19 protein-coding genes are annotated in these 18,030 nt (G+C 71.7%); 9 read left to right on the top strand and 10 right to left on the bottom strand.

All coding sequences use genetic code 11. The features are described from left to right. Positions 1 to 9: 9 nt before the first annotated feature. Together ABD331_RS42405 and ABD331_RS42400 are read right to left on the bottom strand one after the other, a co-directional pair. Positions 10 to 1,932, bottom strand: coding sequence for an ABC-F family ATP-binding cassette domain-containing protein (locus ABD331_RS42405; protein ID WP_344488202.1), 1,923 nt, complete (start codon positions 1,930 to 1,932; stop codon positions 10 to 12). 154 nt (positions 1,933 to 2,086) lie between these two features. Further along, entirely contained in the window at positions 2,087 to 2,950 is an 864-nt protein-coding gene (locus ABD331_RS42400; RefSeq protein WP_344488200.1) for a 4-hydroxy-tetrahydrodipicolinate synthase family protein, read from the bottom strand. Positions 2,951 to 3,021: 71 nt separating this feature from the next. On the opposite strand from ABD331_RS42400, the gene ABD331_RS42395 reads away from it, so the two are divergent. After that, entirely contained in the window at positions 3,022 to 3,969 is a 948-nt protein-coding gene (locus ABD331_RS42395; protein ID WP_344488198.1) for a LysR family transcriptional regulator, read from the top strand. 31 nt (positions 3,970 to 4,000) lie between these two features. Here the strand turns inward: ABD331_RS42395 and ABD331_RS42390 are convergent, their stop codons facing one another. Next, positions 4,001 to 4,603 carry a TetR/AcrR family transcriptional regulator gene (locus tag ABD331_RS42390; protein WP_344488196.1) on the bottom strand — a complete coding sequence of 201 codons (603 nt, stop codon included), beginning with the start codon at positions 4,601 to 4,603 and terminating at the stop codon, positions 4,001 to 4,003. A gap of 82 nt (positions 4,604 to 4,685) precedes the next feature. On the opposite strand from ABD331_RS42390, the gene ABD331_RS42385 reads away from it, so the two are divergent. Continuing rightward, positions 4,686 to 5,642: a quinone oxidoreductase family protein gene (locus ABD331_RS42385; protein ID WP_344488194.1), complete on the top strand. Its 957-nt coding sequence runs from the start codon at positions 4,686 to 4,688 to the stop codon at positions 5,640 to 5,642. A gap of 143 nt (positions 5,643 to 5,785) precedes the next feature. On the opposite strand, the gene ABD331_RS42380 is transcribed toward ABD331_RS42385, so the two are convergent. Both ABD331_RS42380 and ABD331_RS42375 read right to left on the bottom strand, forming a co-directional pair. After that, entirely contained in the window at positions 5,786 to 6,736 is a 951-nt protein-coding gene (locus tag ABD331_RS42380; protein WP_344488270.1) for a serine hydrolase domain-containing protein, read from the bottom strand. A gap of 41 nt (positions 6,737 to 6,777) precedes the next feature. Then, positions 6,778 to 7,281, bottom strand: a complete 504-nt coding sequence (locus tag ABD331_RS42375; protein ID WP_344488192.1) for a flavoprotein — start codon at positions 7,279 to 7,281, stop codon at positions 6,778 to 6,780. 202 nt (positions 7,282 to 7,483) lie between these two features. On the opposite strand from ABD331_RS42375, the gene ABD331_RS42370 reads away from it, so the two are divergent. The 4 genes from ABD331_RS42370 (at position 7,484) to ABD331_RS42355 (ending at position 9,846) form a co-directional block, all read left to right on the top strand. After that, on the top strand, positions 7,484 to 8,182 hold the full coding sequence (locus tag ABD331_RS42370; protein ID WP_344488190.1) for an RNA polymerase sigma factor: 699 nt from the start codon (positions 7,484 to 7,486) through the stop codon (positions 8,180 to 8,182). Continuing rightward, a complete protein-coding gene (locus tag ABD331_RS42365; protein ID WP_344488187.1) occupies positions 8,175 to 8,459 on the top strand; it encodes a hypothetical protein in 285 nt (94 codons plus the stop codon). The genes ABD331_RS42370 and ABD331_RS42365 overlap by 8 nt, the downstream gene beginning before the upstream one ends. A 100-nt stretch (positions 8,460 to 8,559) precedes the next feature. Further along, on the top strand, positions 8,560 to 9,237 hold the full coding sequence (locus tag ABD331_RS42360; RefSeq protein ID WP_344488185.1) for a hypothetical protein: 678 nt from the start codon (positions 8,560 to 8,562) through the stop codon (positions 9,235 to 9,237). Between the two features lie 51 nt (positions 9,238 to 9,288). After that, positions 9,289 to 9,846 carry a thymidylate synthase family protein gene (locus ABD331_RS42355; RefSeq protein WP_344488183.1) on the top strand — a complete coding sequence of 186 codons (558 nt, stop codon included), beginning with the start codon at positions 9,289 to 9,291 and terminating at the stop codon, positions 9,844 to 9,846. Here ABD331_RS42355 and ABD331_RS42350 read toward each other — a convergent pair. Continuing rightward, on the bottom strand, positions 9,841 to 11,268 hold the full coding sequence (locus tag ABD331_RS42350) for an MFS transporter (RefSeq protein WP_344488181.1): 1,428 nt from the start codon (positions 11,266 to 11,268) through the stop codon (positions 9,841 to 9,843). The two genes, ABD331_RS42355 and ABD331_RS42350, sit on opposite strands and share 6 nt — an antisense overlap. Positions 11,269 to 11,309: 41 nt before the next feature. Further along, positions 11,310 to 12,038, bottom strand: coding sequence for a class I SAM-dependent methyltransferase (locus tag ABD331_RS42345; protein WP_344488179.1), 729 nt, complete (start codon positions 12,036 to 12,038; stop codon positions 11,310 to 11,312). A 130-nt stretch (positions 12,039 to 12,168) separates the two neighbouring features. On the opposite strand from ABD331_RS42345, the gene ABD331_RS42340 reads away from it, so the two are divergent. The 3 genes from ABD331_RS42340 (at position 12,169) to ABD331_RS42330 (ending at position 15,250) form a co-directional block, all read left to right on the top strand. Beyond that, positions 12,169 to 13,542 (top strand): LCP family protein, encoded by a 1,374-nt coding sequence (locus ABD331_RS42340; RefSeq protein ID WP_344488177.1) that lies wholly within the window; start codon positions 12,169 to 12,171, stop codon positions 13,540 to 13,542. Positions 13,543 to 13,833: 291 nt separating this feature from the next. Continuing rightward, positions 13,834 to 14,763: an ATP-binding protein gene (locus ABD331_RS42335; protein WP_344488175.1), complete on the top strand. Its 930-nt coding sequence runs from the start codon at positions 13,834 to 13,836 to the stop codon at positions 14,761 to 14,763. A 100-nt stretch (positions 14,764 to 14,863) separates the two neighbouring features. After that, positions 14,864 to 15,250, top strand: coding sequence for an SCO5389 family protein (locus tag ABD331_RS42330; RefSeq protein ID WP_344488173.1), 387 nt, complete (start codon positions 14,864 to 14,866; stop codon positions 15,248 to 15,250). A 33-nt stretch (positions 15,251 to 15,283) separates the two neighbouring features. Here ABD331_RS42330 and ABD331_RS42325 read toward each other — a convergent pair whose 3' ends face one another. The 3 genes from ABD331_RS42325 to ABD331_RS42315 are packed head-to-tail and all read right to left on the bottom strand — an operon-like array spanning position 15,284 to position 18,024. Beyond that, a complete protein-coding gene (locus ABD331_RS42325) occupies positions 15,284 to 16,255 on the bottom strand; it encodes an LLM class flavin-dependent oxidoreductase (RefSeq protein WP_344488171.1) in 972 nt (323 codons plus the stop codon). 51 nt (positions 16,256 to 16,306) lie between these two features. Beyond that, positions 16,307 to 16,978 carry a ribonuclease HII gene (locus tag ABD331_RS42320; protein ID WP_344488169.1) on the bottom strand — a complete coding sequence of 224 codons (672 nt, stop codon included), beginning with the start codon at positions 16,976 to 16,978 and terminating at the stop codon, positions 16,307 to 16,309. Positions 16,979 to 17,001: 23 nt separating this feature from the next. Beyond that, complete coding sequence (locus ABD331_RS42315) at positions 17,002 to 18,024, bottom strand: LysR family transcriptional regulator (protein ID WP_344488166.1); 1,023 nt, start codon at positions 18,022 to 18,024, stop codon at positions 17,002 to 17,004. Between the last annotated feature and the right edge of the window lie 6 nt (positions 18,025 to 18,030).

Here is an 18,030-nt window from a genome sequence, read left to right as displayed (position 1 = left end):
CCGGCGCGGTCACACGGCCGCGCCGGCGCGCAGCTCCAGGTGGGAGCCGGTGAAGGAGGCGCGCATGCGGCGGTCGTGCGTGACGATCACCAGCGCACCCCGGTACGTCGTCAGCGCCTCCTCCAACTGCTCGACGAGTTGCGGCGACAGGTGGTTCGTCGGCTCGTCGAGCAGCAGCAGGTCCACGGGCTCGCTGACCAGACGGGCCAGCTCGACCCGGCGGCGCTGCCCGTACGACAGCTCCCCCAGCCGCAACCGCAGCTCCGACGGCCGGAACAGCCCCAGAGCCAGCAACGCGTCCGCGTGCTCCTCCAGCGATCCGGCCCGGCCGGCGGCGTAGGCCCCCAGCACGGTGCGCTCCGGCGTCCCGGCCTGCCCGTCCTGCCTGAGATGACCGACCCGGCCCGAGCACCGTACGACGCCCGCGTCCGGCTGCAGCTCTCCGGCCAGCACCCGCATGAGCGTGGTCTTGCCCGCCCCGTTCGGACCGGTGACGAGCAGCCGCTCACCACGGTGCACGGTCAGCCCGTCCACCCGCAGCCGCCCCGCCACCCGCACCCCGTCGAGCCCGGCCACCACACCGTCAGCCACTGCGTGCTTTACCGCGCGCTCCACCGCGCCGCTCAGCGCGGAGCCCACCGGGCGATCTGCGGCACGATCCGCCGTGCCGCTCATCGCCCGGTCCGGCTCGAAGGTGGGCGTGAAGCGGAGCGGGTCAGGCGGCCGGGAGGCCGGGTTGTCCGTGAGCCACCGCAGGCGCTGCTGCGACTGCCGCACCCGCCCCGCCGCCCCGTGCGTACGCGACCGGGCGCGCCACGTCCCGGTGCCCATGCCCGCCTTGTCCATCTTGCGAGGGATGGCCGCCATCCGCCCGGCATTGGCGGCGACCAGCCCCGAGTGCCGGGCCAGCTCCTGCTTCCACTCCTCGTACGCCCGCAACCGCGCCGCCCGCTCGGCCGCCTTGGCCACCAGGTATCCGGAGTACCCGTCCCCGTAGCGGCGCACCCGCCCTTCCTCGACCTCCAGAACGGTGGACGTCACCTGCTCCAGGAACACCCGATCGTGCGTGATCGCCACCACGGTGCCCCGGTGGGCGCGCAGCCGCTGTTCGAGCCAGGCCACGGCCCGGTCGTCCAGGTCGTTCGTCGGCTCGTCGAGCAGCAGCAGCTCAGGGTCGGCGGCCAGCGTGGCGGCCAGGGCGAGGCGGGATCGTTCACCACCGGAAAGCGTGCCGACCGGGCGCGCCCGATCAAGCCCCGGCAACCCGAGCCCGTGCAACGCGGCGTCCACCCGCACGTCGGCCTGGTACCCACCGCGCGCCTCGAACTCCGCCACCAGCCGGTCATAAACCTCCGCCAGCCCGACACCGCCCCCGACCTGCCCGACGCCATCCTCAGCCAGCCCGGCACCGCCCTGCCAGGCACCGCCCTGCCAGGCACCGCCCTGCCAGGCACCGCCCTGCCAGGCACCGCCCTCAGCCAGTCCGGCACCGCATTCAGCCGGCCCGGTGCCGCCATCGGCATGCCCGGCGCCGTCAGCCTGGCGCTCGCCCCGGACCTGTGCCCGGTCGGCGTCCACACTCCCGTGCGACGCCGACAGCGCGAGTTCGGCCGCGCGGATCCGGGCCTCCAGCTCGCGCAACTCGGCCAGCGCCAGATCGATGACGTCCCCCACCGTGGCGTGCGGCGGCAGTTCCAGGGATTGCGGCAGGTACCCGATCCCGCCGGGCGCGACGACGGTGATCTCGCCGTTGTCCGCCCGCTCGACCCCCGCCATGAGCCGGAGCAGCGTGGACTTGCCCGCCCCGTTGTCCCCGATCACGCCGACCCGCTCGCCGGGCCTGACGGTGAAGGACACCCGGTCCAGGACGACACGGGTGTCGTAACGCTTGGTGATCTCGTTGAGTGCCAGTTGGGCAGCAGCAGTACGCATAAAGGGCCCACCCCCTCTTCTCGCCTCGGAAAATGACCGGTATGAGGCGGCACAGGCGGAGCCGGCAGCTCAACGCGTGTGCGCCTCTGGCGCGAGAATCACAGGGAACCCATCGCGGGAGAAGCTAGCCCATAACCCGACTTCCTGTCCAGCCCTATTTCGCGGCGAGGGCCCGCGACACCGCCTCGGCGCTCGCGGGCACGAGCGGCAGCCGTACGTCGGGCGTGGGGATCAGGCCGCGCGCGTGCAGCACGCCCTTGAGCACCGTCGGGTTGGGCTCGGTGAACAGCGCCGCCGACAGCCGCGCCAGCCGGTGCCCGAGCGCCCTGGCCCGTACGACGTCGCCCGCGTGCCAGGCGTCGGCCAGCTCCACGAAAGCGGCGGTCTCCAGGTGCGCGGAGGCCAGGATGCCGCCCACGGCCCCCAGCGCGAGCAGCGGCGAGACGAAGACGTCGTCGCCGCACAGCACCTCGAAGCCCTCGGGCGGATCGGCGAGCAGCTCGACCGCCTCCGCGTCGATGCCGCCGGCCGCGTACTTGGCGCCCGCGATCATCGGATGCGCGCCGAGCCGGCGCAGCGTGGCGGCGCTGACGGCCTGCCCGGTGCGGTAGGGGATGTGGTAGATCACCAGCGGCACCGGCGTCTCCTCGGCCAGCGCCTCGAAGTGCGCGACGACCCCGCGCTCGCCCGGCCGCAGGAAGGACGGGATCGTCACCAGCGCGGCCCCCACCTCCGACGGCAGCTCGCGCAGCGCCCGGCCCGTGGCGCGCGTGTCGGCGCCCGTCACCCCCACAGTGAGCAGAGCCTGCCTCTCGGCGCAGACCCGCGCGCACACCTCGATCACCCGCGCCCGCTCCTCGGGGTCGAGCGCGGCCACCTCGCCGGTGGTGCCCAGCGCGACCAGACCGGCGGCGCCCTCGTCGAGCACCTGCCTGGCGAGCTTCTCGATGGCGTCCACGGCCACCTCACCCGACGCGTCGAACGGCGTGACCAGCGGTACGTGAATTCCTCTCAGCATGCTTCGAGCTTGACCGACCGCAACCCGTTAGCACCAGCACGGATTTCTACGTTCGAGCTTAAGCTGAACTTATGCTCGACCCACGCAAGCTGCACCTCCTGCGCGAACTCGCCAGGCGCGGCACGATCGCGGCGGTCGCCGAGGCGGTCACGTTCACGCCGTCGGCCGTCTCCCAGCAACTCAGCGCGCTGGAGCGGGAGGCGGGCGTGCCACTGCTCGAACGCACAGGCCGCACCGTCACGCTGACCCCCGCAGGACACCTGCTCGTGGAGCACGCGCAGGCCGTCCTGGAGCAGCTCGAACGCGCCTCGGCGGCGCTCGCCGCCGCGCGGGGCGGGCCGTCGGGGCCGCTGCGGATCGGCGCGTTCCCCACGGCGGCCCGCGTGCTGCTGCCGCCCGCCCTCGCCGCCCTGACCGGCGCCCATCCCGGGCTGGAGCCGATGGTGGCCGAGATCGACCCGGCGGACGTCTCGGCGGCGCTGCGGGCCGGGGAGCTGGATGTGGCGCTCGTGCACGAGTACGACTTCGTCCCGCCGGTCACCGACGCGTCGATCGAGACGGAGGCGTTGTTCAGCGAACCCATGTACCTCACGGACCGACCCTCGATCGCGGCCGCCAGGGGCGACGGGTGGATCACCAACAAGCCCGGCACGCTCTGCCACACGATGGCGATCAGGGCGTGCCAGGCGGCCGGGTTCGAGCCTCTCGTGCGACACCACATCGACGACTTCGACACCGTACTGGCCTTCGCCGCCGCCGGTCACGGCGTCGCACTCGTCCCACACCTGGCAGCGGCCGGCCAGCGTGTCGCGCACGGGCCACACCCGCCAGCGGCCGGCCCAGACGTCCCGCTCGGGCCACACCCGCAAGCGGCCGGCCCGGCGCACGGGGTGCGGCTCACGCGCCTGCCGTTGAGCCGCCGCACGCTGGCGGCCTTCAGGAAGGGGAACGGCGCCCACCCGGCGATCGTCGCCGCCGTGACGGCCTTCCGCGCGGCGGTCACCCACCTCCCCCTCTGATCAGCCCGCCTCTCATCCAGCCCCCTCAAGATCAGCCCCTGTGATCAGCCCCTCTGATCAGCCCCCGCACCAGCACCTCGAAGCTCGCCGCCAGCCGCTCGTGCCCGCCCGCACGGAGCTGGCTCGCGATCGGCTCCATGTGCAGGGTGCCGAGCAGCATGTGCGCGATCTCCTCGGCGTCCACGTCGGGCCGAGCCTCGGCGATCAGCCCGGACACGTGCCGATGCCAGAACGTGTAGATCGGATGCCTCTCCCTGGGCTGCTCGGCGGCGCCCTTCCTGGTCACCATGGCGTGCTCGTGCGCCGCCATCAGGTTCCCGTTCCGCGCCCCCAGCTCGGCGACGCACGCGAGGAACGCGACCAGCCGCTCCTCCGGCTCCGCGCCGGGCCCGAGCGGCGGCGGCCCGTCGGTGACCGCCTGCTCCAGCTCGCGGGCCCGCTCGGACATGAGCTCCACCATGAGCCCCGCCCGGCTGCCGAACCGGTGGAAGACCGTCCCCTTGCCCACGCCGGCGGCGGCCGCGACCCGCTCGACGGAGACCTGCTCGGGCGGGTGGCGCCGCAGCAGCTCCTCGGCCGCCCGCAGGATGGCCTGCCTGTTACGGGCGGCGTCGGCCCGCTCTCGACGTTCCATCCGGCAATTCTTTCCCATAGACAAGTTGACCACTGGTCCATATATTAAATGGACCATCGGTCAACTTCCTGAGGGAGCAGTCATGCGTGCCATCGTTCTGACCAGCACGGGCGAGCCGGACGAGCTGCGGCTCACCGACCTGCCCCGCCCCCGTCCCGAAGCGGGCCAGCTCCTCCTGCGCGCCCAGGCCATCGGCGTCAGCTACGCCGAGACCCAGATCCGCGCGGGCACGCTCCCGTTCCCGCTGCCCCTGCCCGCCGTGATCGGCGCGGAGGTGGCGGGCGAGGTCGTCGAGGTCGGCGAGGGCGTGGACGAGAAGCTGATCGGCGGCACGATGGTGGGCGTGACCGGCGGGCTCGGCGCCTACGCCGAGTACGTGGCGCTCCCCGCCGCCATGGCCTGCCCGGTGCCGGACGGCCTGGCCCCCGAACACGCCCTGGCCGGAGCCGCCCCCGGCGCGCTGGCACTCGCCCTGCTGCACAAGGCTGCCCTGACCGGGGCGGAGACCGTCCTGGTGGAGGCGGGCACCAGCTCGGTCGGCAGCTACCTCGTCCGGCACGCCAAGGAGTTCGGCGCCGGCCACGTGATCGCCACGGCCGGGTCGGCGGCCAAGCGCGAGCGGGCCGCCGCACTCGGCGCCGACACCGTGCTCGACCACGCCACTCTGGGCTGGCCCGACGGGCTGCCTGGTGACGTGGACGTGATCTTCGAGTCCATCGGCGGCGCGTCGGCCGGGCAGGTGCTCGGCCACCTCACCCCGGGCACCGGCCGCATGCTCTACTACGGCCTGCTCACCGGCGAGCCCGCCGCCGTCACCGCCGCCGACCTGATGACGCGCGGCGTGACGGTGACCGCGTGCAGCGGGCCCGCCTGGGCCGGGCAGGTGTTCGGCACGCACTACCCGCAGATGCTGGCCAGGCTGGCGGAGGGGCGGAGTGAGGCGTACCTCGGGCGCACGCTCCCGCTGTCGCGTGCCGCCGACGCCCACCGCCTCCTGGAGAGCCGCCAGCTGACAGGCCGCATCCTCCTGACGCCCTGACAAGCCACACCCCAGCCAAGGCCCTCGCCACGCCTCACACCGCGCCACGCCACACGGCACACGGCCACTCCACACGGCCGCGCCCCGCGAGAAGGGCCGCGCGCCGGCTGAGGGCCGCATCCCCCTGACGGGCCGCGCTCAGGCTAGCGGGCCGCGTCGCCCTCCCCGCCTTCGGACAGGACGGCGTCCAGGACGGCCTGCGAGCTGCCGAGCCCACGGTCGTACTCCCCCGCCGTCACCGCCACCACCAGCCCCTCAGAGGGCACCACGACGAGCCGCTGCCCCCCGTTCCCGATCCCCTCGGCCCGCCCGTCCCCGCTGAGGTACCACTGGTAGCCGTACCAGCCGCCACCCTCCAGCACGACCCGGGGCCGCAACATGTCAGCGATCCAGGCACCGGGCACGATGCCCCGGCCGCCGTCCAGGACGAGTTGCCCGACGGCGGCCAGGTCCACCGGCCGCAGCCGCAGCCCGGACGCGGCCCTGGTCACCCCGTCATCGCCCATCGACCAGTCGTAGGCGGTGACGCCCAGTGGCTCGAAGAGCCGGACCGCCGCGTACTCGGCCAGCGACCGCCCCGCTCCCCGGGTGATGATCTCGCCGATCAGGGCCGCGGCGCCGCCGCAGTAGTGCCACCGCTTGCCCGCCTCCTCCACGACGGGCCGCTCCAGCACGTACCGGTGCCGGTCGGGAGCGAGCTCCATCGCGACCTCGCTGTTGGCCGGGTCGGTGTAGGGCAGTTGCTCGTCCCACTCGATGCCGAGGGTCATGGTGAGGGCGTGCTCGACAGTGAGATGGTCGCGCCCCGTGACGCCGTACTCGGGGAACTGGCGCACCAGCGGCTCCCCCGGCTCAGGCACCAGCCCCTCGGCCAGCGCGATCCCGTACACCAGGCCCACCACGCTCTTCGACACGGACCTGAGGTCGTGCAGGGTGTCCCGGTCGAACGTCACGTGCCCGAGCGGCACGTTCAGCGCGTGGTCCTCGCCCGCGCCGTACCGTTCGAGCATGACCTGCCCGCCGCGCAGCACCACGAGGCCGTGCAGGTGCGGCGCCTCGCCCCTGTCCAGCACCGCGTCGACCCGTTCCACCATTCCCACGATGTTCCTCCTCTTCCTGATGACGCCATAGGCCCTCATACGGTGTCAGAGGCAAGCAGTTCTTCCAGCGCCCGGCGCCAGGGGTCGTCGCCGGGGTCGAGCACGACGCGCACCCCGTCGGCCCGCAGGTCCTCGACGCTGCGCCGGTACGGCGTGCGGGCGGCCAGCGCGTCGTTGACGAACGGCAGCACGACCACGGGGATGCCCAGGCCGGGCGCCTCCGCCAGCACGCCGAGGGCGTAGGTGTCGGTGATGCCCTGGGCGAACTTGTTGATCGTGTTGAACGTCGCGGGCGCCACGATCATGGCGTCGGCCCTGGGCGGTTTCGGCTCGTGCGGCTTGCGGTAGCGGCTGCGCACGGGCCGCCCGGTCCGGCGTTCCAGGTCGGCCGCGTCGATGAAGTCCAGCGCGGAGGGGGTGGCCACGATCTGCACGATCCAGCCCGCGTCCTGGGCCAGGGTGACGAGCCTGCCGACCTCTCCGGCCGTTTCGGCGGCGCTGACGACGACGTAGAGGACCTTGCCGGATGATTCGGTCACGCGATGCACTCCTCAGGGGTGATTCACTCACGTCAAGGATTCCCCCACCCGAATCCTTCGCGACGGCCGGTGCCTCTCATAGGTGTCGAATAGTGAGACCGGGAGGTTGTCGTGTCAGTTCCCATCATCGTCGCCGCCGTCGCCGTCGCGGCCGTGCTCGTCTGCACGTGCGTCGTGGTGCTGCGCAGGAGGGGCCGTTCGCGTGGCTGAGGGCGCGGGAAGGGGCGGGTGGCCGGGCGAGCGGCTGATCGCCGGGGCGCAACGCGGTGACGTCGAGTCGATCTCCGCGCTGGTGTCCGGCTCGCATCCGCACGTACGGCGCTTCGCCCGTACGTTGTGCGCCTCCCCCGAGGACGCGGAGGACGCCGCCCAGGAGGCGCTCATCATCCTGTACCGGAAGATCGGCACGCTGCGCGCCACCGGCGCGCTGGCGTCGTGGATGTTCCGCATCGTGCGCAACGAGTGCCTGCGCCGCGCCCGCCTGGCACTGCGGCAACCACAGCCGGCCGCTGAGACGCGGACGGCGCCGACAGGGGAGGCGTGGGCAGGGTCGGCCGGGGAGGCGTGGGCGGGGTCAGCTCGTGAGGCGTGGGCGGGGTCGGCCCGTGAGGCGCGGGCGGTGTCGGCCCGTGAGGCGCGGGCGGTGTCGGCCCGTGAGGCGCGGGCGGTGTCGGCAGAGGAGGAGGTCATCCGGCGGCTGGAGGCCGACAGGGTGGCGGCGGCCGTCGCCGCGCTCCCCGCCGACCAGCGCACCGTCCTGGTCATGCGCGACATCCAGGGGTTGAGCGGCCGGATGACGGCCGGGCTGCTGGGGCTCAGCGTCCCGGCGATGAAGTCGCGGCTGCATCGCGCCCGCGCGGCGGTGCAGCGTTCGTTGGAGAGAGGCGAGGGGAATGATTGACGACCGGAGCTTCGCGAGCGCGTCGCTGCCCCGGCATCTGCTGCGGGGCGCGGCCGGGTTCGGGGCGCTGGCCGGCTCGGTGGCGCTGATCCCGGTGTTCGGCCTGGTGAGCCTGGCCCTCGCACCGCTCGGCCTGCTCGCACTGCGCGGCTGCCCGGCGTGCTGGCTGATCGGCCTGGCGCAGACGATCTCGCTGGGCCGGTTGCGGCGGCGGTGTGTGGACGGCCGCTGCGAGCTGACCCGGGAAACCGTCCGAACCGACGGAACGCCTACCTGACTTCGATCAGTCGAGATTTGTTGGAACAATTGGTAGGAATCTCGGCCCCATTCCCGAAAAATGCGCTCATACTGGAGTTACAGCAACCAGGAGCGCGCTCATGCTCATGCGGAAGATCCCCCATCGCATGGTCCAGGAGGACGACCTGACGCCGAGTCAGTTCCTCCAGCTCGCCGCGGTGGATTTCAACGGCGTCTACGCGGTCCACCTCGCCGCCAAGGAGGAGCGGCTGAAGATGACCAGGCTCTCGCTGAGTCTGCTGTCGGGGCCGTTCTTCGCCGCCATCGCGCTGGCCAGCGCCAAGGTGGTCGATCCGCAGAGCCTGACGAACTGGCAGAGCGTGCCCTGGTACCTGTTCGCCCTGGTCATCGTGTTCGGCGTGCTGAGCGTGCTGCCGTTCCTGCGCCTCATCGAGGCCGTGAACGCGCACGCCCGCACGGCCCGAGCGATCAACAACTTCCGGCTGCTGTACTCCACGAAACTCAGGCACGGCCTGGACTGGAGCCCCAACCTGCCGGTCGATCCCCGTTTCCCCGAGACCTACGCGCCACTCGCCTGGCCGGGCATCAACGTCATGGTGCTGGCCACGGTGAACTCGACGTACCTGACCGTCGGCGTGACCGGCCTCAGCGGGCAGGAGCCCAACCTGCTCCTGCTCATGATCGGCATCCTGCTGGTCGCGCTGATCCACTACGCCGTCTACTACATCCGCTGCAACGTCACCAGGCGGCGGCGGCTTCCTCGCGACCCGTACCAGATTCCGACTATGGAGGGATAAATGCCCGGCCCAGCACTTTGGGCGTCATGTGGGGAGGCGTGGATCAGGTTGATGCGCCATGTCTGGTCGGCGGGGACACTCGCCGACGACGATCGAGGCCCCGTCATCGAGGCACCGTCCGTGCTGTTCGAGATCGCGAGGGTCAGCGGGGACGATCCGATCATCACGCGGTACGGCGACGCGGACCGGCTCGCGCTCTACCGCAAGAAGTTCAGCGAGCAGACGGTGGTGCCGCCGTTCAAGTACAGCTACGCGGCGCGGATCGGCGGACAGCTCGGCTGGGCGGCCGACCTGCTGCGGGTCAAGCCGTACAGCAAGAGCGCGTGGATCTCGCTGACCGCGCCCGGCGAGGCGTACGACGCGGTGCCGTGCCTGATCGGGCTGGCGTTCCGGATCAGGGAGGGCGCGCTGCTGATGACCGCGACCTTCCGCTCGCAGAACGCCTACACCAGCTACCTCAACTACCTGCCGCTCGCCGACGTGCACGCGGCGATGGCCGCGAAGCTGGAGGTGGAGCGGGGGCCGATGCGGGTGTTCGTGGACGTGCCGCACCTGTACCTGTCCGACAGCCCCCGCGTGTTCCCCGTCATGTGGCGACCTCTCTCATGACGCGGTGGAGAGCGGGGCCGCGATGTCCTCCAGCCCTCTGCGTTCCGCCTTGACCCCGAGGAACACCTCGACCAGCCCAGCGGCGATCATGATGATCCCGCCGATGCTGAACGCGAGCGCCGTGTCCCCCGGCACCCCGCTCTCCACCAGCGAGGAGAACACCAGCGGCCCCGCGATGCCGCCGGCCGCCGTGCCGACCGCGAAGAAGAACGCGATGGCCATCGCCCTGGTCTCCATCGGGAAGATCTCGCTGACGGTGAGATAGGCCGAGCTGGCCCCCGCCGAGGCCACGAACAGCACCACCGACCAGCACGCCGTCAGCGTGACCGCGTTGAGCATGCCCTCGTTGAACAGCCAGGCCGTGCCCAGCAGGAGCACCCCCGACCCGATGTAGGTGGAGGAGATCATCGGCACCCGGCCCACGGTGTCGAAGAGCGGGCCGAGCAGCAGGGGGCCGAGGAAGTTGCCGATCGCGATGACCGCGAAGTAGTAGCCCGTGTGCGTGTCGATCTTGAAGAAGGTCGACAGGATCTGCGCGTACCCGAAGGTGATCGCGTTGTAGAGGAACGCCTGCCCGATGAACAGCGAGAGGCCCAGCACCGTGCGCTTGGGATAGAGCGCCACCATCGTGTGCGCGATCCGGACGAACCCGATCGACTTGCGCTGGTGAATGGTGATCGACTGCTCGGGCTCCGGCAGGTCGTCCCTGCCGATCTGGTGCTCGATGTCGTCCACGAGCTGTTCCGCCTCGCGGTCCCTGCCGTGGATGAACAGCCAGCGCGGGCTCTCCGGCACGTGCCGCCGTACCAGCAGGATGGCCAGGCCCAGCACCACGCCCAGCCCGAACGCGACCCGCCAGCCGATGTTGACCGGCAGGTCGTTCAGCAGCGGCACGGTCAGCAGCGCGCCGCCCGCCGCGCCGAGCCAGTAGCTGCCGTTGATGATGATGTCGATGCGTCCCCGGTGCCGGCTCGGGATCAGCTCGTCGATGGCGGAGTTGATCGCCGCGTACTCGCCGCCGATGCCGAACCCGGTCATGAACCTGAACAGGAAGAACCACCACGCGCTGAACGAGAACGCCGTCAGCAGCGTCGCCACCAGGTAGACGACCAGCGTGATGATGAACAGCTTCTTCCTGCCGAACCGGTCGGTCAGCCAGCCGAAGAACAGCGCCCCGAGGCAGGCTCCGGCGACGTAGAGCGCCGCGGCCGTGCCCGCGACCTGCGTCTGCGTGATGTCCAGGCCGCTGCCCGGCTTGGCGAGCTGCGCGGAGAGGTTCCCGACGATGGTGACTTCGAGACCGTCGAGGATCCAGACGGTGCCGAGGCCGATGACGATCATCCAGTGCCAGCGGGACCACGGCAGCCGGTCCAGCCGCGCGGGCACCTTGGTGGTGATGGTGCCGGTTTCCACGTCGCTCATAGACTCCTCCGGATACCCGGCGAGCGACTGGTAAACGCTTGCTACCCGGCAGGCTTCCTGGCCTCAAGGAAGCAGGTGCCGAACCACGGGCCGCCGTACCAGAACCGCCAGCCCGCCTCCCGCCGCCGCACGTCCACCACGCCGAGCCCGCGCAGGGTCTCCTCGTAGTCGGCGGTGTGCTGGAAGTCGGCGATCAGCATCAGCCCTCCTGGCCGCAGCACCCGGTACGCCTCCCGCACGGCCTGCTCGCGCCCCTCAGCGGCCGGGATGTTGTGGATGGCCAGGCTCGACACCACCGCGTCGAAGGCGTCGTCCCCGAACGGCAGGTCCCGCATGTCGCCCGTGACCAGCTCCACCCGCTCCGCGACGCCTTCCGCCTCGGCGTTCGCCCGGGTGACCGCCTCGGCGTTGCCCGACTGGTCCTTGGCCCGCCACAGGTCGACGCCGGTCGCCCGGCCCTTGTCCAGCCGCTCGGCGGCCAGCAGCAGCACCGCGCCTCTCCCGCAGCCGAGGTCGAGCAGCCGCTCGTCGCCACGCAGCCGCCGCAGTTCCTCGGCCCAGACCGCGAACTTGCCGCGCCGCGTCGTGTAGAGGTAGCTCGCCGCGCTGGCCAGCGTGTAGAGCGCGCCGAACAGGAACGCGAGGCCGGCGGCGAAGACGTCCAGGGCGAACGAGGCCGCCGCCAGGCCCGCCAGCGCGATCGCGCCGAGTACCAGACCGGTCAGCGCCCAGGGCGCGTCGAACCCGTAGCTACCGTGTCTCTTGCTCACATTCACGTTTGATCTCAATGTGGTCTTGACGGGCATTTGACCGAACCATTCCCTTACGCACCGCCTATCACGCACTTCGCCTGACTAGGGTCACTTGGATGGGCACACAATGGGGGTTTGACCAGGGATGATGGGAGAAGATCGACGTTTCGGCCTGGGCGCGAGCATCGCACTCACGCTCGCCTCGACCTTGCTGTGGGGGGTCGCGCACCTGGCCGCCGAGCGCCGCAGGACCGGCCTCGCACTCATGGCCGTCTACGTCCTGATGCTGGCCGCCGTACTGACCGTCTTCACCGCCTTCAGCACCAACCTCCTGTCGCTGGCCGTGCAGCCCCGCTGGCTCATCTGGCTCACCGTCGCGCTGGTGGTGATCGCGCTCCTCTGGACGGGCGTGATCATCTGGTCGTTCCTGCTGGTACGGCCCGCCCGCTCCGACACCGTCGGCCGTTTCTTGACCACCACCCTGGCCATCGCCCTGTGCGCCCTCGTCCTGGCCCCCACCGCGTACGCCACGCGGCTGGCGTACCTGTCGCGCGACGTCGTCAACACCCTGTTCCTGCCCAGCAACAGCGCCACCCCCGTGATGGCCCAGGACCCGTGGAACGGCGCCGAGCGGGTCAACTTCCTGCTCCTCGGCGGCGACTCCGCCCCCAGCCGGCCGGGCGTGCGCACCGACAGCATGACCGTGGCCAGCGTGGACGTGGAGACGGGCGCCACCGTCCTGTTCGGCCTGCCGCGCAACCTCCAGCGGGTCCAGCTCCCGGACGGCCCGGCCAGGGACCGCTTCCCGTTCGGCTTCACCGGCAGCGGCCCCGACACCCCCGGCCTGCTCAACGAGGTCTTCCAGTACGCCGAGGACAACCCCGACCTGGTGCCCGGCGTGGCCAAGGGCCGGCGCGGCCCCGCCCTGCTCAAGCAGACCGTCGCCGACATGCTCGGCATCCCCGTGAACTACTACGCCATGGTCGACATGAAGGGCTTCGCCGAGATCATCGACGCCATGGGCGGCGTGCAGGTCACCATCAAGGAGCCCATCGTGTACGGCCGCCGCCGCGAAGGCCTCCTCCCGGCGGGCACCCGCAAGCTGTCCGGCGAGGAAGCGCTCTGGTACGGCCGCTCACGCACCGACAGCGACGACTACGTGCGCATGGGGCGGCAGAAGTGCCTGCTCAACGCCGTGGCCAAGCAGGCCGACCCGATGACCGTGCTGAACAGCTTCGAGCGGCTGGCCGCCGCCACCAAGCGGGCCATCTCCACCGACCTGCCCCAGGACCTGCTGCCCGCCGTCGTGGACCTGTCGCAGAAGGTGAAGAACGCCAAGATCCGCAGCCTCAACTTCGTGCCGCCGCTGATCAGCACGGCCGATCCCGACTGGTACCTGATGCGCCGCAAGGTCGCCGACGCGCTGGAGGAGCACTCCTCCACCAAGACCGCCCCTGCCCACAGCCCCTCGGCCACGCCCGGTGCCGACTCCCCGGTGAACCTGGACGCCACCTGCGCCTGATCCACCCCCGGTCACACGCACACCCACAACGCTCAAGCCCTGCCCACGCCCCGGAAACTGCGCCAGAGTCGGCATCAGAACCCCCCGCCCGACAGGCGCCACCGCGCCTCCGCCCCCACCCGCCGGACAAGCGCCACCGCGCCTTTCCGCGCATCCGCCCTCGGGCGCACGCAGGCGTGAGGCGCGCGCGTTCCGTACATCCTGCGAATGCGCCCGCCCCCGCCCGCCCGCTGTGGCATGATGGTGACCGTCCCAAACGGAAACGATTTTCATCCTCAACTGGAGCACACAGTGAGAGTGGCGTTCGTCGGAAAGGGCGGCAGCGGCAAGACGACGATGTCGGCCCTGTTCGCCAGGCACGTGGCAGCCCAAGGCGCCCCCGTGGTGGCCATGGACGCCGACATCAACCAGCACCTGGCCCTGGTGCTGGGCTCAGACAGGCAGCCGGAGCCCCTGGGCGCCCACCTCACCGAGATCAAGGACCGCCTGCGCGGCACCAACCCACGCATCCCCTCGGCCGCCACGATGGTCAAGACGACCCCGCCCGGCCGCGGCTCGACACTCCTGCGGTTCCCTGACCTGGCCACCGACCCTTGGGGCCTGACGACCCCCGACGGCATCCGGCTCCTGGCGACCGGCCCGTTCAGTGAGGACGACCTGGGCGTCGCCTGCTACCACTCCAAGGTCGGCGCGGTGGAGCTGCTGCTCAACCACCTGATCGACGGCCCGGGCGAGTACGTCGTGGTGGACATGACCGCCGGCGCCGACTCCTTCGCCTCCGGCCTGTTCACCCGCTTCGACCTGACGTTCCTGGTGGCCGAGCCCACCCGGCAGGGCGTCAGCGTCTACAAGCAGTACCGCGAGTACGCCGCCAAGTACGACGTGGCCATCGCCGTGATCGGCAACAAGGTGCACGACCAGGCCGACGTCGACTTCCTGCGCGAGCACGCGGGCGACGACCTGCTCACCTGGATGGAGCACTCCACGGCGGTCCGCGCCATGGAGCAGGGCCGCCACTTCACGCTCGACGACCTGGAGCCCGCCAACTCCGACGCGCTGGCGCTGCTCCGCAAGACCCTGGACGAGCAGGAGAAGGACTGGGCCCGCTTCGGCCGCCAGACCGTGGAGTTCCACCTGCGCAACGCCCGCGCGTGGGCCAACGAGCGCACCGGCGCCGACCTGGCCGAACAGGTCGATCCCGGCTTCGTGTACGGCCCCTGATGAGGGCTGTCAAGACCACACGACTGTCCCCGCAAGGAATCTGGAGCGCTTCCCTCCGGTGACCTAGCGTCAATGTGACCCCCCTTCGAGAGGAGACAGCATGTCGCTGACCGTTCCGAACGATCTGCTCGACCAGGCCAGGGCCGGTGAGGTGGACGACGCGGCGTTCCTCGCCTGCGTCCGCGACTCGCTGCCGTACGCGTGGTCGCTGATCAGCGAGCTGGTCAAGCAGCGTGAGCACAGCGGGGCCGAGTTCGCCGACAACCAGGTGGCGCCGCCGTCCGAGGAGGCTCGCGGCCAGCTCCTGCGCTGCCTGGCGAGCGACTCGATGCGTGGCGCGCTGGAGCGCCACTACGGAGTGCGCCTGGCCTTCCAGAACTGCCACCGGGTGGCCGTCTTCGACCCGGCGGCGACCGAGGCCCTGGCCGATTTCGTCACCCCGCGCGCGCAGATCCTCAACCAGAAGCCGGAGCTCGTCGACTGCTGAGCCCCGTCCCGGTGGGCCGGGCGCGAGCCCGGCTCATCCGCGCAGCAGCGGCAGCACCTCGGCGCCGAACCTCCTGATGTTCGCCAGCGTCCGCTGGTGCTCGCCGAGCCCCTCCACGAGCAGGATGAAGTGCTCGATGCCGGTGCGCTCGGCGGTGCGCAGCAGCGTCTCGGCGCAGTGCGCGGGCGAGCCCACGGGGTGGATGCGTGTGAGCAGGTCCACGTACTCGCCGGCATCGCGCGCCGGGCGCGGCCGGTCGTCCACCGGCACGTACCCGGCCAGCCCCGGCCCCAGCCAGGCGGGCATCGCCGCCCTGAGGTCGCGCACCGCCTCCGCGGTCGAGTCGGCCACGTACGCCACCCCCGCCGCCACATGCCCGGCCCCCACACTCCCGTACCGTTTGACCAGGGCGGCCTTGTCCTCGTCCCCGATGTGCAGCCCCAGCAGCATGGGCAGCCCGCGCGCGGCGGCCAGCTCCACGCTCGACTCGGACGTGCACGCGACCACCGGCCGCAGCCGGGCCGGCGGCACCACCGCCACCTCCCTGAACCGGAAGAACTCCCCGTCGGCCGCCACCGGCCCGCCCGACAGCGCCTCGACCAGCACGTCGAGCGACTCGGCGAAGCCGCGCTCGTAGCGTTCGAGCCCGGTGCCGAACACCTCCAGGTCCACCCACGGCCCGCCCCTGCCCACGCCGAGCGTGAACCGCCCGCCGGACAGGTGGTGCAGCATGGCGGCCTGCTCGGCGAGCGCCACGGGGTGCTGCGTGGACAGCACGCTCACGGCGGTGCCGAGCCCGATGCGCGCCGTTTTTCCGATCGCGACGGCGGCCAGCGTCGCAGGCGACGGGCACGACCCGTACGGCATGAAGTGGTGCTCGGCGATCCACGCGTCGTCGAACCCGGCCTCCTCGGCCGCGACGATCCACTCGACGGCGTCCGCGAGCACCCGCCCCGGCCGCTGCCCAGGGAACAGCCCGGCGACGACAAAGATCCCGATCCGCATTCCCCGAATGATGGCCGATCGCCGTGAGGCGTGCGGCCGTCATGGGCGAACCTAGGCGAAGAGGCTCTCCTGCCCTTCGCCCGCCAGCGGATCACGGTGACGCTTGAGATGTCGCCATTGGGGCAGTTCGTCTAGATATGACCAGGAAAGACGATGATGAGGGGTCGGTCCCAGCCGGGCGAGGGCCTCCTGATGCACGGGCGACGGGTAGCCGGCGTTCTCGGCGAAGCCGTACTCCACGCAGCCGATCGTCGCCATGTACGCATCGCGCCGCACCTTGGCCAGCACGGAGGCGGCGGCCACCGAGATGCTCGCGCCGTCACCCTTGACCTCCAGCCGCACCGGCCACGGCGCGCCGATGTAGTCGTGCTTGCCGTCGAGGATCACCGCGTCCGGGCGCACGGGGAGCGATTCCAGCGCCCTGCGCGCGGCCCTGTGCAGCGCCTCGGTCATGCCGAGCCTGTCGATCTCCTCGTGGGTGGCCTCGCCATAGGCGAACCCGGTCGCCCAGCCGGCCAGCTCGACGGCCAGCGGCCCGCGCTTGGCCTCGGAGACCTGCTTGGAGTCGGTGAGGCCGGCGGGCGGCTCGGTCAGGTCGGTGACGACCGCGCACACGGTGACGGGCCCGGCCCACGCGCCGCGGCCGACCTCGTCCACGCCCGCGACCGTGCGGATGCTGGGCTGGGCGAGCAGGAGCTGCTCGATCTCGTACGTCGGCGCCATAGCCGCAGACGTTATCGCGTCGTTCACTCGCCGAAGGAGCGGCCCACCACGTCGCTCGCCGAGCGCACCGGATCGCGCAGCAGCTCCTCGTCGGCCGGCCCGCTGTCGCGCGGCCGTTCGGCGGGACGCACCGGGTCCAGGTCGGCGGCGAGGTATCGCGCGGCCACGTGGATGGCCCGCAGCGTCACCGACACCGACGGCCGGTGCACGCTGGACCCGCGCGCCACGGCGTGCACGTCCCGCCCGACGGGGTTGCCGGGGAACTGCCTCACGGCCAGGCCCCGCACGCCGGCGGCGAGGGCGAGGGCGGGCACGGCGGCGATGCCGATGCCCTTGGCGACCAGCGACAGGATGGTCCCGAGCCCCTCGAACTCCCACGGCGTCGGCCGGGTGCCGCCCACGTCCACGAGCAGGCGGTCCACCGCCAGCCGCGAAGGCTCGCCGTCGGGCGTGGCCATCCACGGCTCGTCGCGCAGCTCGCGCAGGTCGAGCGGCACCTCGGGGTCGGCCAGGCGGTGCTTGCGCGGCACCACCAGCACCATGGGGTCGCGCAGCAGCGGGAAGACGCGCAGGGTCTCGCTGTCGCGCACGCCGCCGTACCAGTCGTCCACCAGCGCGATGTCCACCTCGCCCGACTGCACCTCGCGCATGCCGCGTCCCGATCTGCTCTGGCCGAGCCGGAGCGTCAGCTCGGTGTGGCGGCGCAGCGACCGGGCGAGCGCGGGCGCGAACGCCACGGCCGCGGTCGGGAAGGCGGTGACCACGACGCGTCCCGCGGGTTTGCCCGCGTGCGCGGACAGGTCGGACTCGGCCTCCTCCACCATCGAAAGGATGCGCTCCGCATGCAGGACCAGCCGCCTGCCGGCGTCGGTCAGCTCGGCGCTGCGCGCCGTGCGGTCGATCAGGGCCGTGCCGGTCTCGCGTTCGAGCGCGGCCAGTTGCTGGGAGACGGCCGACGGGCTGTAGCCGAGCGACTCGGCCGTGGCGGAGATACTTCCCTTCCTGGCGAACTCGCAGATCAGGACCAAACGCCGCAATTCGAGCATCAGATT

The sequence above is a fragment of the Nonomuraea monospora genome, assembly GCF_039531895.1.
Lineage (GTDB): Bacteria > Actinomycetota > Actinomycetes > Streptosporangiales > Streptosporangiaceae > Nonomuraea > Nonomuraea monospora.
The sequence above is the reverse complement of the archived record's forward strand: the minus strand, read 5'-3'. Positions and strand labels throughout refer to the sequence as shown.

Bases quoted from the DNA above. Each gene is read 5' to 3' on its own strand.
- ABD331_RS42340 (WP_344488177.1), top strand. From the start codon at position 12,169: ATGGGAGAAGATCGACGTTTCGGCCTGGGCGCGAGCATCGCACTCACG.
- ABD331_RS42395 (WP_344488198.1), top strand. From the start codon at position 3,022: ATGCTCGACCCACGCAAGCTGCACCTCCTGCGCGAACTCGCCAGGCGC.
- ABD331_RS42360 (WP_344488185.1), top strand. From the start codon at position 8,560: ATGCTCATGCGGAAGATCCCCCATCGCATGGTCCAGGAGGACGACCTG.
- ABD331_RS42355 (WP_344488183.1), top strand. From the start codon at position 9,289: ATGCGCCATGTCTGGTCGGCGGGGACACTCGCCGACGACGATCGAGGC.
- ABD331_RS42315 (WP_344488166.1), bottom strand. From the start codon at position 18,024: ATGCTCGAATTGCGGCGTTTGGTCCTGATCTGCGAGTTCGCCAGGAAG.
- ABD331_RS42320 (WP_344488169.1), bottom strand. From the start codon at position 16,978: ATGGCGCCGACGTACGAGATCGAGCAGCTCCTGCTCGCCCAGCCCAGC.
- ABD331_RS42365 (WP_344488187.1), top strand. From the start codon at position 8,175: ATGATTGACGACCGGAGCTTCGCGAGCGCGTCGCTGCCCCGGCATCTG.
- ABD331_RS42330 (WP_344488173.1), top strand. From the start codon at position 14,864: ATGTCGCTGACCGTTCCGAACGATCTGCTCGACCAGGCCAGGGCCGGT.
- ABD331_RS42385 (WP_344488194.1), top strand. From the start codon at position 4,686: ATGCGTGCCATCGTTCTGACCAGCACGGGCGAGCCGGACGAGCTGCGG.
- ABD331_RS42390 (WP_344488196.1), bottom strand. From the start codon at position 4,603: ATGGAACGTCGAGAGCGGGCCGACGCCGCCCGTAACAGGCAGGCCATC.
- ABD331_RS42405 (WP_344488202.1), bottom strand. From the start codon at position 1,932: ATGCGTACTGCTGCTGCCCAACTGGCACTCAACGAGATCACCAAGCGT.
- ABD331_RS42400 (WP_344488200.1), bottom strand. From the start codon at position 2,950: ATGCTGAGAGGAATTCACGTACCGCTGGTCACGCCGTTCGACGCGTCG.
- ABD331_RS42325 (WP_344488171.1), bottom strand. From the start codon at position 16,255: ATGCGGATCGGGATCTTTGTCGTCGCCGGGCTGTTCCCTGGGCAGCGG.
- ABD331_RS42380 (WP_344488270.1), bottom strand. From the start codon at position 6,736: ATGGTGGAACGGGTCGACGCGGTGCTGGACAGGGGCGAGGCGCCGCAC.
- ABD331_RS42350 (WP_344488181.1), bottom strand. From the start codon at position 11,268: ATGAGCGACGTGGAAACCGGCACCATCACCACCAAGGTGCCCGCGCGG.